The 16759-nt window shown below is 59.8% G+C and carries 12 protein-coding genes; 4 read left to right on the plus strand and 8 right to left on the minus strand.

Features of this window, described 5'->3' with window-relative positions:
• Positions 1-8 precede the first annotated feature (8 nt).
• On the plus strand, positions 9-464 hold the full coding sequence (locus VSP_RS19965; RefSeq protein WP_009962909.1) for a macro domain-containing protein: 456 nt from the start codon (positions 9-11) through the stop codon (positions 462-464).
• Between the two features lie 1206 nt (positions 465-1670).
• Here VSP_RS19965 and VSP_RS19970 read toward each other — a convergent pair.
• The 5 genes from VSP_RS19970 to VSP_RS19990 all read right to left on the minus strand — a co-directional run bounded on the left by VSP_RS19970 (position 1671) and on the right by VSP_RS19990 (position 11679).
• Positions 1671-4256, minus strand: coding sequence for a protein kinase domain-containing protein (locus tag VSP_RS19970; RefSeq protein WP_009962910.1), 2586 nt, complete (start codon positions 4254-4256; stop codon positions 1671-1673).
• Between the two features lie 145 nt (positions 4257-4401).
• Positions 4402-6591 (minus strand): 1,4-alpha-glucan branching protein GlgB, encoded by a 2190-nt coding sequence (gene glgB / locus VSP_RS19975; RefSeq protein ID WP_009962912.1) that lies wholly within the window; start codon positions 6589-6591, stop codon positions 4402-4404.
• A 10-nt stretch (positions 6592-6601) separates the two neighbouring features.
• Positions 6602-7729 carry a glycosyltransferase family 4 protein gene (locus tag VSP_RS42465; protein WP_009962913.1) on the minus strand — a complete coding sequence of 376 codons (1128 nt, stop codon included), beginning with the start codon at positions 7727-7729 and terminating at the stop codon, positions 6602-6604.
• A gap of 247 nt (positions 7730-7976) precedes the next feature.
• Positions 7977-10568 (minus strand): leucine--tRNA ligase, encoded by a 2592-nt coding sequence (leuS, locus tag VSP_RS19985; RefSeq protein WP_009962914.1) that lies wholly within the window; start codon positions 10566-10568, stop codon positions 7977-7979.
• 223 nt (positions 10569-10791) lie between these two features.
• The gene (locus tag VSP_RS19990) at positions 10792-11679 is read right to left on the minus strand and encodes a fatty acid desaturase (protein WP_009962915.1); all 888 of its coding nucleotides are present in this window, start codon (positions 11677-11679) and stop codon (positions 10792-10794) included.
• 175 nt (positions 11680-11854) lie between these two features.
• On the opposite strand from VSP_RS19990, the gene VSP_RS19995 reads away from it, so the two are divergent.
• Both VSP_RS19995 and VSP_RS20000 read left to right on the plus strand, forming a co-directional pair.
• On the plus strand, positions 11855-12049 hold the full coding sequence (locus VSP_RS19995) for a hypothetical protein (protein WP_009962916.1): 195 nt from the start codon (positions 11855-11857) through the stop codon (positions 12047-12049).
• A 112-nt stretch (positions 12050-12161) separates the two neighbouring features.
• Positions 12162-12410 (plus strand): hypothetical protein, encoded by a 249-nt coding sequence (locus tag VSP_RS20000; protein WP_009962917.1) that lies wholly within the window; start codon positions 12162-12164, stop codon positions 12408-12410.
• Positions 12411-12503: 93 nt separating this feature from the next.
• Here the strand turns inward: VSP_RS20000 and VSP_RS20005 are convergent, their stop codons facing one another.
• Positions 12504-13304: a hypothetical protein gene (locus VSP_RS20005; protein ID WP_009962918.1), complete on the minus strand. Its 801-nt coding sequence runs from the start codon at positions 13302-13304 to the stop codon at positions 12504-12506.
• 113 nt (positions 13305-13417) lie between these two features.
• The gene (locus VSP_RS20010; protein WP_009962919.1) at positions 13418-13750 is read right to left on the minus strand and encodes a HesB/IscA family protein; all 333 of its coding nucleotides are present in this window, start codon (positions 13748-13750) and stop codon (positions 13418-13420) included.
• 135 nt (positions 13751-13885) lie between these two features.
• On the opposite strand from VSP_RS20010, the gene mutL reads away from it, so the two are divergent.
• The gene (gene mutL, locus VSP_RS20015; RefSeq protein ID WP_009962921.1) at positions 13886-15823 is read left to right on the plus strand and encodes a DNA mismatch repair endonuclease MutL; all 1938 of its coding nucleotides are present in this window, start codon (positions 13886-13888) and stop codon (positions 15821-15823) included.
• 473 nt (positions 15824-16296) lie between these two features.
• Here the strand turns inward: mutL and VSP_RS20020 are convergent, their stop codons facing one another.
• A complete protein-coding gene (locus VSP_RS20020) occupies positions 16297-16758 on the minus strand; it encodes a hypothetical protein (RefSeq protein WP_009962922.1) in 462 nt (153 codons plus the stop codon).
• Between the last annotated feature and the right edge of the window lies 1 nt (position 16759).

Genomic DNA, 16759 nt, shown 5'->3' on the forward strand with positions numbered 1-16759 from the left:
ATCGAAGCATGAAGAAGATACAAGGTGATCTGTTGAAACTCGCCCTGGCGGGAGAATTCGACGTCATCGTCCACGGCTGCAACTGCCATTGCACCATGGGGGCCGGCATTGCCAAATCGATCAAATCCCTCTTTCCAGAGGCTTACGAAGCCGATTGTCAAACCAAGAAAGGTGATCGTGAAAAGCTGGGAACGATATCTCAGGCCTCCGTGAACCGTGACGGCACCAAGCTCACCATCGTCAACGCCTACACCCAGTTTCATTGGCGTGGCACGGGGGTCAAGGCTGACTACAACGCGATCCGCTCGATAATGAGGGCGATCAAAAACAGCTACCACGGTTGGCGCATCGGCTATCCCCTCATCGGAGCAGGACTCGCTGGAGGAGATTGGCCCATCATCGAGGAAATAATCAACGAAGAGCTTGATGGAGAAGACCACACACTCGTCAAGTATCATCCTTGAGCGTACCCAGCAGCTCGCAAGGAGGCTCGTAGCTAGATTCGTCAGAGTGCTGAAGGCGCGCCATGGCATGCAGCGTCTCAAGGGCAAGTCACGTGCTTCGTGCGTTGAGCACCCTCTCCGCGTTCTCACGAACGCAGCCACGAGCACCCTTTGGCGGGAGCACCTAGGAAATTAGAGGCTGCACTCGTCAGAGTGCGGAGGGGTGCGCCATGGCATGCAACGTCTCAAGGGCAAGCCACGTGATTCGTGCGTTGGGCACCCTCTCCGCGTTCTCACGAACGCAGCCACGAGTGCCCTGTGGCGGGAGCACAGAGGCAGCAAGTAGCTGCACTCGTCAAAGTGCGGAGGGGCGCGCCATGGCATGCAGCGTCTTGAGGGCAAGTCACGTGTTTCGTGCGTTGGGCGCCCTCTCCGCGTTCTCACGAACGCAGCCACGAGTGCCCTGTGGCGGGAGCACAGAGGCAGCAAGTGGCTGCACTCGTCAGAGTGCGGAGGGGTGAGCCATGGCATGCAGCGTCTTGAGGGCAAGTCACGTGCTTCGTGCGTTGGGCACCCTCTCCGCGTTCTCACGAACGCAGCCACGAGTCACCTTTGGCGGGAGCACCTAGGAAATTAGTGGCTGCACTCGTCAGAGTGCGGAGGGGTGCGCCATGGCATGCAGCGTCTCAAGGGCAAGTCACGTGTTTCGTGCGTTGGGCACTCTCTCCGCGTTCTCACGAACGCAGCCACGAGTCACCTTTGGCGGGAGCACCTAGGAAATTAGTGGCTGCACTCGTCAGAGTGCGGAGGGGTGCGCCATGGCATGCAGCGTCTCAAGGGCAAGTCACGTGTTTCGTGCGTTGGGCACCCTCTCCGCGTTCTCACGAACGCAGCCACGAGTCACCTTTGGCGGGAGCACCTAGGAAATTAGTGGCTGCACTCGTCAGAGTGCGGAGGGGTGAGCCATGGCATGCAACGTCTCAAGGGCAAGCCACGTGATTCGTGCGTTGGGCACCCTCTCCTCGTTCTCACGAACGCAGCCACGAGTCACCTTTGGCGGGAGCACCTAGGAAATTAGTGGCTGCACTCGTCAGAGTGCGGAGGGGTGCGCCATGGCATGCAGCGTCTTGAGGGCAAGTAACGTGATTCGTGCGTTGGACACCCTCTCCGCGTTCTCACGAACGCAGCCACGAGATTCCCATCGCTCAACCAGCGCAGCGCCTCAACTCACTTGATCTTCCCCAGTCTCTCCTTGCTCCAGGAAAGTCCAGCCTCGATCGTTTCATCCGTGCCGTGTCGGGTCTGGACGGCCGACCATTGCTCAGACGCCTTGGTGAAATACACCTTGGCCAGCTTGGAGTCTTTGGCCACTTCACCGCTGTGCCCCAGGATGCCATACAGCTGAGCCAGCAACACGCCACAGCTCTTGCGATCCATTTCATCCAGATGAGCCCCCCCTTCCTTGAGCAGGCCAGAGAGCCGGTCAATCGCCTGATTGGCCACTGGAATGGCATCCTTGGGTTTGCCCAGATCACACATCAACTGGGCACTCATGCCCTGCTGGCGGGCCAGCTCGGTGAGGAAGCGCGTGTTGTCGGGATTGTCCTTGCTGAGGTCTTCCATGGTCTTCACCGCCATGTCCTGTTTGCGGCGAGCTTCAGCAGCATTGCCCATGTCACGCTCCAGCGCAGCAAGGTCCCCATAGTTGCGAGCCAGAAGAAAGCGGGCGTCCGCCCACTGCGGGTGCACGCGGACCAGCTCTATCAAGATCGCCTGAGCCTCTGACTGGGCATCCTTGGCATCCGTGTTACCGAGCTTCCCAGCGACTATTTCCCCGAACTCGATGTACGATTCCGCCAGCGTCAGCGCCTGCTCCTGGTTGTTGGGCTTGGAGCGCTCCACCAGCTTCACCATCACCTCCATGGAGTCGAAGAGGGAACGCATTGCATCATCGAGCCTGCCCTCATCCCGCAGAGAGAGCGCCCGCTCGATCTGGCTGCGTGAAAGCAGAAACTGCTCATCTGCCGAGAGTTCCTCGCCTACGAGCTTGGGATTCAGCACGGTCGGCACTTTTCCCAATGCATGCTCCGCCACCGCCCCCTCGCCATCGCGGCGGGCCCGCTTGCCCAGTTCATACCAGGCCGAGGCGCACTCGAAACGCGTGTTGCGATCCTTCGGATTCGCCTCCACTGCGGGCGTCAGAAAAGTCACCGCCTGCTGGTAGAGCACGAGGGCATCACTGCGGTGCCCCGCCTCCGCCTTGAGCAAGCCGAGCCACCGGCAGGTGCGCCCCAGCATCGTCTCCAGCCGCGCCTTGTCTTTGTGATCCGGCTCGTTTTTCAGCAGGGTCGCCAGAGCCATCTGCGCCTCCTCCATCCAGTTCGCCGCCTCTGGTCGTTGATTCTTGCGAAGAAGCAACTGCGCCGTGTTGAAGTAGTTGCGAGCCCGCTCAGGCAACCGCTCGGGATCCTCCTTGATGCGATCGCGCTCCCGTTCGTAGAAAGACAGCGCATCATTGACCTGCTTGGCGGAGATCTCAGCCTGCAGGCCCAGACCTGTCGGCGTCTGCAGGAGCAGCGTGAGGAACTGATCCACCGCAGAATGAGACATCTCTAGAGAGGCCTCGGACTTGATTCTGGCCGCCTTGGCAGCCGCCACCTCACGGGCCAGATTGCCCACCTGGGACTGAAGATCCGTCACGGTCACCTCAAACAGGGCATCCTTCTGGACGTTGGCAGTTTCCGCCTTCTTCGCCCGACGCGTCGTAGCAAATCCATAAATGGTGCCATAGACCGCAGCGACCAGGAATGCAGCGGCGAGAATGATGGACGTGGACCGGAGCAGCACCAACCGCCGGATCTGGCGACGACGCTCCACATCGATCTTGCCCCGGGCATCTTCCAGCAGGTAGTCCGCCTCCAGTCGCTCGAACTCTCGCATGACTTCCCGTAGATCAGGCCAGCGATGTCGTGGATCCAGCGCCAGGCAGCGCTCGACGACCTGCCGTCGGCGCTCATCCCACTTCGTGCGGGTCTTCGTGGGCCAGCCAATCTCGGGCTGCCGACGCACGGCCGCCATGATAGCCGGATTGTCAAAAGTGGCTGACACACCCCCGCGGTCACCCGTGTGACGCTTGCGCTGGCGTTCGTACTCTTCCTCCGCACGAGGGAATCGCCCTGTGAGCAGCCGATAGGCGACTACGCCGAAAGCATAGACGTCCCAAGCCGTCCCCTGAGTGGCCAGGGCATCAGGATGCTCCGCCTGCTCCGGCGGCACATACATAAAGTGGTCTGTCGCTTCAAAATGATGCACGCCCCCTATCCAGCCCTGCACGACGTCAGTGATCTTTGTGGCGCTGGCGGGGTCATCCTCCAACAGCACATTCCGGGGCTTCAGATTGCAATGCACCAGGTTGTGCTTGTGCAGCCATGCCATGGCGTCGCACACCTCATAGATGTAACGCCAGGCTTCTTCCGGCCCCACATTGCCACAGCAGCTTTCCAGCGTGGGCGTCTCCCATGTACGGCGGCCCTTGCCATCCTCGGTGGTAAAACCCACCAGCGGCGTGGCCACGAAGTAGGGGCTGCTGTCAAAATCGAACGCTGTGACCGGGAGCAATCCCGGATGCTCCGGCATCTGCTGGAGGCCCCGCATGGCAATGCCCAGCAGCTTGCGATTGATCGCCATGCTGCTGAAGACTTTGACCGCGGCGGTAGTCCGGTTGTCCGCCGTGACTGCCCGGTAAACCGCTCCGCAACTCCCCTTTCCAATCAAATCCTGCAACTCAAGACCTGCAATCTGCGGCAAACTCATGGCAGCTTTCCTTTGATAATTTTCTCTGAGGATGGGGCAATCACTCCTCAATAGCAAGAATGTACCTCATTTCCGGGACACCGCCAGCCCCCTCCAGAGCAAGGAGGAGCCAAGGCGAGTGCCCCGGTACGGTAAACGTCTGCGACTAGGCCCTTTGCAACACCACCGTGGCCAAAGGCGGGACCGTGACCTCCACCGACCATGGCTGGCCCTGCCACGGGGTGGGCTGCGCCTGCATTCCGCCGGCATTCCCCACCCCAGAGCCACCATAGCTGACGGCATCCGAGTTGAGCAACTCCTTGTAGAAGCCAGCTTCCTCCACCCCCATCCGGTAGCCCGGACGCGGCACCGGGGTGGCGTTCACGAGCACATAGCAAGTACGCCCCTCCGGGTCCTTGCGGCCAAAGGCGAAGAGGCTGTTCTCATAGTCGTTGGGCTCCAACCACCAGAAGCCTCCGGCCTCATGATCGCGGCTGTGCAACGCCTTCTCACGGGTGTACAGGTGGTTCAGATCCCGCACCATAGACTGTAGCCCGCGGTGTTCCTCACCATAGAGCACCTCCCAGTCCAGAGACTGCTGGTAGTTCCACTCCCTCCATTGGCCGATCTCGCAGCCCATGAACAGGAGCTTCTTCCCGGGGTGCATCCACATCCAGGCATAGAACATCCGCAGGTTGGCAAACTTCTGCCAGCGATCCCCCGGCATCTTGTCCAGGAGGGACTTCTTGCCATGCACCACTTCATCGTGGCTGAGCACGAGGATGAAATTCTCATCATAGGCATAGAGCATGGAGAAGGTGGCCTCCCCATGGTGGTGCTTGCGGTGCACCGGCTCCTTTTCCATGTAGCGCAGGGTGTCGTTCATCCACCCCATGTTCCATTTAAAGCCAAAACCCAGACCACCCGTGCTCACCGGCCGGGACACCCCGCTCCAGGCCGTGCTCTCCTCAGCGATCATGGCGATGCCCGGGAAGCGGGAGTAGCACTGATAGTTCAGCTCCCGCATGAACTCGATGGCTTCCAAGTTCTCGCGTCCGCCGTAGCGGTTGGGCACCCACTGGCCCGCCTCGCGGGAGTAGTCCAGGTAGATCATGGAGGCCACCGCATCCACGCGGATGCCGTCAATGTGGTACATCTCCAGCCAGAAGAGGGCATTGGCGATGAGGAAATTCCTCACCTCATTGCGACCAAAATTGAAGATCAGAGTGCCCCAGTCCATGTGCTCGCCCTGGCGGGGGTCGGCATGCTCATAGAGCGCCGTACCGTCGAAGCGCGCCAGACCGTGGGCATCCTTGGGGAAGTGCGCCGGCACCCAGTCCACGATCACCCCCAGGCCAGCCTGGTGACAGCGATCCACAAACTCCCGGAACTCATCCGGATTCCCATGGCGACTCGTCGGCGCGAAGTACCCTCCCACCTGATAGCCCCAAGATCCGTCAAAGGGGAACTCGCTCACTGGCATGAGCTCGATGTGCGTGAATCCCAGATCCTTCACATACGGGATCAGCTCATCGGCCAGTTCGCGATACGTGAGCATCCGCCCCCCTTCCCGCCTGCGCCAGGAGCCGAGGTGCACCTCGTAGATGCTCATGGCCGTGCGGTAGAGGCTGCGGTCCTTGCGCTGGCTCATCCAGGCGTCATCGCTCCACCGATAGTGGTGGAAGTCCCACGTGAGCGAGGCGGTCTGCGGCCCATGCTGGGAGAAGAAGGCAAAGGGATCACTCTTGATGAAGAGGGCCCCATTCTCCCCAATGAGCTCAAACTTGTAGTGCACCAGACTGGCCAGCCCGGGGATGAACAGCTCCCAGATGCCAGACTCCACCCGGCAGCGCATGGGGTTCACCCGACCATCCCAGCCGTTGAAATCCCCCACCACGCTGACCCGCTTCGCATTCGGGGCCCACACGGCAAAGAGAACCCCTTCGATCCCGTTGAACGTCCTGCGATGCGCCCCCAGCACCTCATACAGATGCCAGTGCTTGCCCTCGCGGAAATAGTGCATGTCCTGCTCCCCCAGGCAGAGGCCAAAGGAATAGGGATCCGACTGGCGGTGCACCTTCCCATCCTGGGTATGCCAGACCAGTTCATACGGCTGCCCCCAGCATTTCGAAGGCAGGGCCACCTCGAACAGTCCATTGGGATGCAGCAGATCTCCAACAAAAGTCTCTCCGGTGGCATTGAGCACCACGCTCAGAGTATGGGCCTGGGGTTGGAGGGAGCGGACCGTGACTTTTCCATCAGCGGAGACGTGGGGTCCCAAATAGCTGAAGGGATCGGTGTGAGTGGCGTCTAGAATTTTCCGGGCTTGCTCGTCGAGTGGGTACGTCAGGGCCATGTTTTACTACTTAGCGTTCCTTGATCAGAGGCTCAAGGTATTCCTTGAAGATGTGCTTCCACCCGAATCGCCGCATGACGGTCTTCCTGACCGTACTACAATGATCGGACCTCACACTTTTAAGCACCAACCGCGCCACTTCTGCTGGAGGTGATGCCAGATCAAAAAACACTGCAAAATCCCCCGCCACCTCCCGGTGCGGCGGGATGTCTGAGCAGAACACCGGCAACCGATGCAGGGCAGCCTCCACCAAAGGAAGACCGAACCCCTCGCTGCGACTGGGGAAGATGAGCGCGTCTGCGAGCCGGTACAGGCTGGCCACGTCCGCATTCGTCACGGAAAAATCACGGGAGAGGAAGTGCACCCGATCTTCCAACCCAAACTGGGAAAGGGTCTCCGCGATTTGATCTGCATAGGCCGCCGACTCCTTACGGTGTGGGTCAGGTGCACCCGTCACAACGTAAGCCACATCGCACCCGGCATCCCGCAGGGCCGCCGTGATGGCCAGCCCCATCTCGATATTCTTCCTTGCCAGGACACGCGTGGGATGCACGAGCACAAGTTCCCGGTCCAGCACCTCCGTGCGTTGCACGAACCGCGCCACACTGGGTGTCAGCCCGAGCGCCTCTGTCACCTCCACCCCATTGGGTATGAGGCGACACTCCGGAACCGGCACTCCAAGACGCTCAGAAAAATACTGTCGGCGCACTTCCGATACCGCCACATGGACCACCCGTGCATCCAGCGCGGTGAAGGCCTCCCGCAAAACATCCACGTCATGTATCCAGTTCACAAAGCGGACCTCGGGCAGGTCGCGACTCAAACCCGCCAATGCTGAAGAAGCCGCCCAGTTGAACGGCATCGTGAGCATATTGTGAACGAGCACAACGTCCGCCTCCGTTAAGGCCCCTGCCAAGTCTTTGAACAGTTGATCCCCCTTCACCTCGTCCAAGGCTACATTCGCCTTCAGGCCGGGCAAAATTCGCATCTCCGCCGTGGCGACCGCAGCGCCCTCATTGCCACAGATCACGATCACCTTATGCCCGTGATCACTGAGCACCTTCGCCTGCTGCTCGATCACCCTTTCCACCCCGCCAATGACCGGCGAAGCTGCATAGTGGACAATGGCAATGCGCATAGACGGGGCGAGGGCTCACTTAAGGTGCTGCAACTGGTCACCCAGCCATAGAGCGAATCCCACAGAGTGGCAAGGCAGCAAGCAGGAAGAAGCTCACAGCTTCAGCCCCACCCGCCCCCCCAGAAGCAGCTCGTGGCTGCGTTTGTAAAAACGCGGTCAGGGACGCCGAGAGGCAACGGACCCAAACCACGCCCAATACTCCCACCGCACCCCTCAGAGACAGGTGCGGCGGATTTCACTCCCTGCCTCAGTTCGCCACCACGTTCACCAGTTTCCCGGGAACGACGATGACTTTCCGCACCGTCAGACCTGCCGTGAACTCAGCCACCTTGGGGCTGGCCATGGCTTGGGCTTCCAGGGCTTCCTTGCTGATCTCACGCGCCACCGTCAGGCGATCGCGCAGTTTGCCATTCACCTGGATGATGACTTCCACTTCGTCCTCCACCAGCGCGGCGGGATCAAAGGTCGGCCACGTCTGCTCAGACAGCAAACCGCTCTTCTTCGCAGAAGGGAACGCGGTTGCCAGACGCGCCTGCAATTCTTCCGTCACATGCGGAGCAAAGGGATTCAGCACCTGCAACAGTGTCGCCACCCCGGCCACCGGCCGGACTTCTGCCGCCGTGAAGGCATTCGTCAGCACCATCATCTGGCTGATCGCGGTGTTGAAGCCCAGACGCTCGATGTCCTCGCCCACCTTCTTGATGGTCTCGTGGATCACTTTGTTGAGCTTCTTGTCCACCGGCACATCGTGGAGCTGAGGAGACAGCGTCCACTCCCCTTCCTGGTTGCTTTCCAGCACCAGACGCCACACGCGGGCCAGGAAGCGGTACACGCCTTCCACGCCTTTCATGCTCCAGGGCTTCACCTGCTCCAGCGGACCCATGAACATCTCGTACAGGCGCAGAGAGTCTGCCCCGTACTCGACGATCACATCATCCGGGTTCACCACGTTGCCGCGGCTCTTCGACATCTTCTGGCTGTCTTCGCCCAGGATGAGCCCCTGGTTCACCAGCTTCTGGAAGGGTTCAGGAGTCACGACATGACCCAGATCATAAAGCACTTTGTGCCAGAAGCGGGCGTACAACAGGTGCAGCACGGCGTGCTCCGTGCCGCCCACATACAGATCCACACCACCGGGCTTGCCGGAGGAGCCCATCCAATAGGCATCGGCTTCTTTCGAAATGAAACGGCCGCTGTTCTTGGGGTCGCAGTAGCGCAGGTAGTACCAGCACGAGCCCGCCCACTGGGGCATCGTGTTCAGCTCACGCGTCGCCGTCTCACTGTAGCGCACCCAGTCCACCGCTTTGCTCAGCGGGGGTTCGGGCGTGCCAGTGGGCTTGAAGTCATCCAGATCAGGCGGCAGCACCGGCAGGTCCCCTTCCGGGACCACACGATGACGACCATCCTCCCAAATCACCGGGAAGGGTTCACCCCAATAACGCTGACGGCTGAAGAGCCAGTCCCGCAGCTTGAAGTTCACCTTGGCCTTGCCCAGCCCTTTCTCCTCCAGCCAGGCAGAAATCTTCTGCTTCGCCTCAGGTGTGGTCAGCCCGTTCAGGAAGCCAGAGTTCACCGCCACCCCGTCATCGGTATAGCCGCGCCACTCCGTGCCGGCAGGCGGCTCCACCACCTGCACCACCGGCAGGCTGAACTTGGTCGCAAACTCAAAGTCCCGCTCATCATGCGCAGGCACGGCCATGATGGCTCCCGTGCCATAGCTCATGAGCACGTAGTCCGCGATCCAGACCGGAATCTTTGCTCCGTTCACCGGATTCACCGCAAAGGCTCCAGTGTCCACGCCCGTCTTGTCTTTCGCCAGTTCCGTGCGTTCCAGATCGCTCTTGCTGGCCACCGCCTTGCGGTACTGCTCCACCGCGTCTTTCTGGGCCGCAGTGGTCAGTTCCGACACCAGCGGATGCTCAGGAGACAGGACCATGTAGGTGGCTCCGAACAGCGTGTCAGGGCGGGTGGTGAACACCGTCACCGCATGCGAGACGCCGACGGATTCCGGATTCTCAATCTGGAAGGCCACCTCAGCCCCTTCACTGCGGCCGATCCAGTTGCGCTGCAGCAGCTTGATGCTCTCCGGCCAGTCCAGGCCGTCGAGTTCATCCATCAGACGTTGAGCAAAGGAAGTGATGCGCAGCATCCACTGCCGCATAGGCCGACGCTCCACGGGGAAGCCACCGACCTCGCTCTTGCCATCGATAACCTCTTCATTGGCCAGCACCGTGCCCAGCTCCGGGCACCAATTGACCGGAGCCTCGGAGACAAAGGCCAGACGACGGGCGTCGATTTCATCCCGGGACAATCCTTGCGCCTCCAGTTCCTGCACGGGCCGGGCCATCTTGGTAGCCGGGTCGAAATAGGAATTGTAAAGCTGCGTGAAGATCCACTGCGTCCATTTGAAATAACCTGGATCCGTGGTGTTCACTTCCCGATCCCAGTCGTAGGCAAAGCCCAGGCGCTTGAGCTGATTGCGGAAGTTCTCCACATTCTTCTCCGTGGTAGTCCGCGGGTGCTGGCCGGTTTTGATCGCATACTGCTCCGCCGGCAGACCAAAGGCGTCCCAGCCCATCGGGTGCAGGACGTTGTGGCCCGTCATACGCTTGTACCGTGCCACAATGTCAGTAGCGGTGTAACCCTCAGGGTGGCCCACATGCAGGCCCTGACCGCTGGGATACGGGAACATGTCGAGCACGAAGTACTTCGGCTTGCTGGCATCAAAACCCTCGTCTCCCGGCCCGAGGGTGCGGAAAGACTTGTTGGCATCCCAGTGGGCCTGCCATTGGGGTTCAAACTCGTCGAAGGGATACTGCTTGCGGCGCTCGCTGCTCATGACTCTGAAAATGAAAAAAGGGCGGGATACTCCGCCCTAGGTGCGCCCCTGACAACTGGTAATAAGGAGAGTTCGGGCAGTTGAGGGGCTTCGCCGTTGAGACGCGCCCCGAGGGGGCAGGCTGGTTGAGACGGGCTCCGCCCTGGTTGAGATGCTTCGCTGGTTCAGGAATGGCTATGCGGCCGGATCTCAGGGCTGTCCACCATCCAAACGCGCAATCTCCCTACGTCGCCGGAAACAGATCCCCGAGTGGAGTCACCGGCCGGGATTCCTCCACCTTCCTTAGGGCGGGCAGGTTGTAATAGGGCACCTGCGGGAACTTGTGATGCTCATAGTGGCAGAATGTGTTGTGGGGAAAGAAGAGGAACTTGCCCAGCCAACCGGGGGAATGAGTATCCCAGCCTGGCGAGAAGCGGTGGGAGGTCTCCTTGCCCCGGGGCTCGATCCCCACATGTTCCGTCCAGGTCCGGATGCGGAAGACCGCCCAGAAGCCTGCGACAATGGACCAGATCCAGAGATAAAAGACCCACAGTGCATCCAGCCAAAAAGTGAGCGCAAAGAATGCCGCATACATGCCCAACGGCCCGAGAATCCGCCACGGTTGCTTGTATGGGAAGATGGCCTTGAGGAACTTGAAGAGATCGTAGAGCCCCAGTCCCAGAAGATCCGTCACGAAATAACGCCACACCCGACGCCAGGTCACGGGCTTGTCGTATGGCGAATCAGATCGGTAGGAGTCCAGCTCCGGATCATGGTCAGTGCCCAAATGGCGGTGATGCTCAAAATGCCACGTCCGATAGCCCTTCTCAATGACGATGAAGAGCGGCCATGCCACCAGAGTCTCGCCCAGGAATTCATTGAGCCACTTTGTTTTGAACGCCACGCGGTGGGTGGCGTCATGCACCAGGAGTCCGAGCGCTTGGATACGGGCACCGATCATCAAGGCAGCGACAGGGGCGAAGAAAATGGAATCAACCCATGCATAGGCGAAGAACGTGGCCACGATGGTGGCCCAGTCCAAGAGCATGTCTCCCACCCAGATATGGGGACGCACCTTGTACAACTCCGCCGGAAGATTCCGCTCATACGCTGGGGTTGCGGGTGCACTCATAACATCAGGCATGCTGATGCCTTGATGGCTGATTCATTCATGACCATTCAGACATTCAGGTTCGCCCAACATCCAACCACTTTTCGAAGTTCAATTCAAATTACAATTATTGTGATTATTAAATTATCCATACTATCACATTTTTGGCTGTTCTACTCATTGAATAGCACAAAACATGGCGAGACTACTCATCCCGGGCGGCACGGACCGGAGCAACAAAGCGGCCTCCAGCACCGGCTTCGGCATCAACGACGATGCCATTCACACGGCGTACATCACCGTCACCCGCTCTTCGTCCACGGTCATGGGCCTGTCGTTGACCCTCGATGCACCACCATCACTGTCACCGCGTCAGACACTTCCACATTGATGACCCGTTTCGACGAAATCGCGCTGGCCAGTGTGGCGCTGCGTCGCCGACGCCCTACCCCAGGAAGGAAGCCATACACGCGGACGGGATCGGAAGTTCGATGTCCCTGTGTATGAATCCCAGCCATGAACCAGCGCCTCTGGTGGCCCTGACAGACGAAGAAGCGGCCCAAACCATGATCAGCGAAGGCGGACCGCCGCACCAATCGGTGCCGCCCCAGCCACCCACTGCCAGCCATAATGTCACAGGCTGGCTCTGCCAGCAGGCTGAAGCCCAGTTTTACTCCCACCCCCTCACGTCCATTCTCATCGCCTTCGGTGCAGGAGTCATCATTGGTGCCGCAGCCCGGAAGGTGAGTTGAGCCTGATTGAACCCCTTCCGCGATTAGCCATAAAAGCGAAGGGCGGAACCTCCGGGTTCCGCCCTTGCAAAAAGTTGATCTGTCCGGCAAGCGTTACTTCAACCCAGACTGCGCTGCCACCTTGGTGGAGACACTCGCCTTGCTCTCGTCAAACGAGGTGATCGGCAACGCTGCGGCCACATTCAGCATCCCAGGAGGCAGCAGTTCCACCTTCTGCTGATCGCCCACTGCGAACTCACCGTAGGCGATCGGAACCACGGTGGCGCAAATGCCATCAGTCGCGTAGTTGCGTTCCACGTGGATGACACTGCCGAAGGTGGTCTTGTTGTCCAAGGCGATGCTATCCCCTTCATGATAGGGAGCGGCATCAATGCCCGCACCAGGGAACAGAAACTCCACTTCCACATCTTCCAGTTCGGTCGAGCGGAGGCGCACAATCCAGCCCTGATCCACAAAGTCCCCCGCGGCTAGGGCACGGGCACTCACTACAATGTAGTTGCCCTTCACATACACCGGGCTCTCCTCGGAGTAGTTCAAGATGTAAGAGCGCTTGAGCAGATCGTTGACCACCTGGAGTTGCTCCGGGTTGTAGTCGTAATACTTCTTCAACAAATCCCGGGGGGCGAGAAAATTGCCCTTGGGGATGAGGAGGGGGTCAAACTTCTTGATCGGATCGAGTTTTTCCAGCTTGGTGAGAAGCCGATAGTTGAAAGGTTTCTCCGGGTACTTGAAAACCATGATGCTGAAAAACCAGCAGAAGGTGGCCAGGCCCAGGAGCAGAGTGATCAGGATGGTCCACCAAAACAGACCACTGTCCTTGCCCTTCTTGGCGTTGTAGCTGCCACCTCCCCCACGGGCACGGTAGTCAGAACCACTGAGAAATTGAGCATTCATGAAATTGGAGTCAGGCAAAAATTGTTAAGAAATCTGTACCATCGGTGTATCTTACCAGCTCTATCACCAATGAGAAAGGCGTTTGTAGGGATTTCTCGATCACTTTCGACGCCTTAATTGTTTTTTGGTTCGAAAGAAGATCCACATCCGCAACTCCTTGCAGCATTTGGATTCTCAACTTTGAAACCGGCATCGCTCAGACCCTCGCTGTAGTCCAGTTGGGAGCCATCGAGGTATTCGAGGCTCTCTGGATCCACAAAAACAGACACCCCTTCCGGGCCAAAAACACGGTCGGCGGCACCGGGCGAGTCCAGCTTCATCGCATATTCCCAGCCCGCGCAGCCCCCTTTTTTCACCATCAGACGGAGGCCCACACCGGCGGCAGCATTCTGGCTTTCCAAAAGCTCACGCAGATGTTTGACGGCGTTATCAGTGACGGCAATCATGACCAAGGGCAAGCGTCGGCGCGCCATAAAACAGACTCATCGTGAGTAACGGTGGCTTTAGCCACTCTGATGGATGAGCGCGGCGGACGCTGATAAAAGTTACGTAGCAGGCTTTTCATTTCTGGCAAGATTCCAATGAGCAAAATTCGCATCCTTTCTGACGCCCTTGCAAGCCAGGTAGCAGCAGGAGAAGTCGTGGAAAGGCCTGCCGCCGTCGTGCGCGAACTGGTGGAGAACAGTCTTGATGCCGGAGCCTCCCATGTAGAGGTGCATGTGCAGCGCGGTGGAACCGCATTGATTCGCGTGACGGACAACGGACACGGCATGGATCGCGAGGACGCGCTGCTCTGTCTGGAGCGCCATGCCACGAGCAAAATCCGCACGAAAGAAGATCTCGCCGCCATCCGCACCTTTGGCTTCCGCGGGGAGGCCATGCCCAGCATTGCCAGCGTCTCACGCTTCCGCCTGGCAAGCCGGCAGCCGGAGGCTCTCTCCGGCACGGAGGTGGAAATCCAGGGCGGCAAGATGGTGAGCGTGAAAGACTATGGCGGCGCTCCCGGCACCGTCGTTGAGGCCCGCTCGCTCTTTTTTAACATTCCAGCCCGACGTAAATTCCTGCGCTCTGAGCAGACGGAGTTCTCGCATGTGGAACAGCAGTTCCGGCTTCACGCCATCGCCAACGCCCACGTTGCCTTTACGCTGGTACGCGATGGCGACGTGCTTTTCCATCTGCCCGCCACCCAAGATCTGCGTCACCGCATTGAGGGTCTGAGCGGACGGGAAACAGCCCGCCGGCTCATTGAGGTTCAATCCTTCACACTCAACGGTGTCACCGTGAGCGGCTTCATCAGCGGCCCAGGCGTGAGCCGGCCCAACCGGCAGATGCAGCTCACCTTCCTGAATGGGCGGCCCGTGGACAGTGCCACGGTCAACTTTGGTCTGCGCGAGGGCTATCACACCAGTCTGATGAAGGGGCAGCACCCCATCACGTTCTTGTTTCTCACCATGGCCCCCGAGGCCTTTGACATCAACGTCCATCCCGCCAAGAAAGAGGTGCGTTTTCATGATGGTCACGGCGTCCGCGAGGCGGTGGTTCAAGCCGTTTCCCGCGCCCTCGCAGGCTCCGCAGAGATTTCCACCGGACACATGCCCATCGGTGCCCAACGCGCCGCCCAGCCCACCCGGCAGCAGGTGCTGGAACAAATGCCCCCGTTGATCCCAGAAAGCGAACAAAGATCGCTTCGTCGCGACTGGGCAGAGCTCCCCCAACGGACACCTTCACCTCCCGGGCACAGTCCCGCGCCAGCCCCACGGACGCAGGACTTCGGATCGCGCCCGCAGCCTTTCGCTACCACTGCCCCCGCCCCATCCGACGCCCCAGTTCACTCCTCCAGCACGGAGCCCGCAGAAATCCCATCGCCGGAATACCCGGCGTCGCAAACACCTTCCCCTGCCCCGCCCCCACCCGGAGCCCCATCTGAGGTGTCCGCCGACTCCTTCCGCATCCTCGGCGTGCTACACAAACTCTATGTGCTCATGGAAAGCAGCGAGGGGCTCGTGCTCATGGACCAGCATGCCGCACATGAACGCGTTCTCTTTGAGCAGATGCGCAACGCCATGGAGCAGCAGGGCGTGCCGAGCCAGCGTCTCCTGCTGCCCCTGACATTGGAGGTATCGCCGCGCGATTTTGACATGATGTCCCGCAGCCTGCCCACGCTGCACAAGCTGGGAGTAGAGGCGGAACCCTTTGGTGCCAACGCCTTCAAGGTGGACGCCATGCCTGCCTTCATCCGCACGGATGACCCGCTCGCTCTCTTGCGGGACATCATGGAGGAGCTGGCCAGCGCCAGCAGCCGCACCTCCTCCCTCCGGTTGGGTGAGGACATGATCGCCACCACCGTGTGCCGCCACGCGGTGAAAGCCAATGATGATTTACGCGAACCCGAGCTGCGGAAACTCCTCCAGGACCTGTTCACCTGTGAGATGCCCTATTGCTGCCCCCACGGACGCCCCACGCTGATCCAGATCTCCTTTGCCGAACTGGAGCGGAAGTTTGGGCGGCGGGCTCCGTGATGAAAGCGGTGATGCTCACCGCAGTCCCAAAGCGGCTGCGCCGCCAGGTGTTGCCGACGCAGAGACATCTGAAAACCGACAGGCCTCCGACATCGGAGGCCTGTTGAATGACCTCATCCCCAAGAACGACCTCCACATGGATGCGAAGCATCTGGGGAGTGCGGCGAGAATCGCCGCTTGGACGGCGCTTGTGCGCTCCTCGTACCGAAAAAATGGGAGCAGGGCATGGAGCGGGTGGCATCCCCCCCATGCGGCCGATCAGCAGACCACGCATCACGCTCGCTGTCTCCATCGAATGCTGGCGAAAGGGGTGTCGAGCCACCAGCACCAAGACGCTGGCGCGAAGTTGGTTGGCCATCATCACAGCGAGCGCAAAAGCGCCTCCCCGACACTCTCCCCATTCCCAAAAATACAAGAAAACCCGGACTTCGGTCCGGGTTTCAAGAATAGACTATGCCTTAAAGGGGAGACAACTAGTACTCCACGTCCAGCTTGAACCCGACGGGGCTCACGGCCATCTGATCGTGGGCCACGAGACGGCGCTCACGTTCATCGCCGAATCCACCCTGGTAGTGGCGGGAAAGGAGGTACTGGCGCACTTCCTCGTCCGAGATCGGGGCAATGTAGGTACCCGCAGGCACTTGGGCACCACCGTTGCTGGCAAAGGCGCTGCCCCCCTGGTTTGCAGGACGGAGCACAATAGCCGTCCCCAGCATTGCGACTGCCGCCGCTCCAGCCATGGCCCACTTGGGAGCCAACAGACCGTCAAAGTAGGTGGTCACACGCTCCCAGAGCAACCCCCGCGCAGAGTTGTTCAGGAGTTCCGCCCTTTGGCGTTGTTGAAACGAGTGAACAAAATCGTCCACAAAATCGGGAGAGGGTTGCTCATGCCGCTTTAAGCGGATCAAGTTTTGGATGTCTTCGAAGTCGCTCATA

This window comes from Verrucomicrobium spinosum DSM 4136 = JCM 18804, assembly GCF_000172155.1.
GTDB lineage: Bacteria > Verrucomicrobiota > Verrucomicrobiia > Verrucomicrobiales > Verrucomicrobiaceae > Verrucomicrobium > Verrucomicrobium spinosum.

Bases quoted from the DNA above. Each gene is read 5' to 3' on its own strand.
- VSP_RS19965 (WP_009962909.1), top strand. From the start codon at position 9: ATGAAGAAGATACAAGGTGATCTGTTGAAACTCGCCCTGGCGGGAGAA.
- leuS (WP_009962914.1), bottom strand. From the start codon at position 10,568: ATGAGCAGCGAGCGCCGCAAGCAGTATCCCTTCGACGAGTTTGAACCC.
- VSP_RS20000 (WP_009962917.1), top strand. From the start codon at position 12,162: ATGAATCCCAGCCATGAACCAGCGCCTCTGGTGGCCCTGACAGACGAA.
- glgB (WP_009962912.1), bottom strand. From the start codon at position 6,591: ATGGCCCTGACGTACCCACTCGACGAGCAAGCCCGGAAAATTCTAGAC.
- VSP_RS20005 (WP_009962918.1), bottom strand. From the start codon at position 13,304: ATGAATGCTCAATTTCTCAGTGGTTCTGACTACCGTGCCCGTGGGGGA.
- VSP_RS42465 (WP_009962913.1), bottom strand. From the start codon at position 7,729: ATGCGCATTGCCATTGTCCACTATGCAGCTTCGCCGGTCATTGGCGGG.
- VSP_RS19990 (WP_009962915.1), bottom strand. From the start codon at position 11,679: ATGAGTGCACCCGCAACCCCAGCGTATGAGCGGAATCTTCCGGCGGAG.
- VSP_RS19995 (WP_009962916.1), top strand. From the start codon at position 11,855: ATGGCGAGACTACTCATCCCGGGCGGCACGGACCGGAGCAACAAAGCG.
- VSP_RS20010 (WP_009962919.1), bottom strand. From the start codon at position 13,750: ATGATTGCCGTCACTGATAACGCCGTCAAACATCTGCGTGAGCTTTTG.
- VSP_RS19970 (WP_009962910.1), bottom strand. From the start codon at position 4,256: ATGAGTTTGCCGCAGATTGCAGGTCTTGAGTTGCAGGATTTGATTGGA.
- VSP_RS20020 (WP_009962922.1), bottom strand. From the start codon at position 16,758: ATGAGCGACTTCGAAGACATCCAAAACTTGATCCGCTTAAAGCGGCAT.
- mutL (WP_009962921.1), top strand. From the start codon at position 13,886: ATGAGCAAAATTCGCATCCTTTCTGACGCCCTTGCAAGCCAGGTAGCA.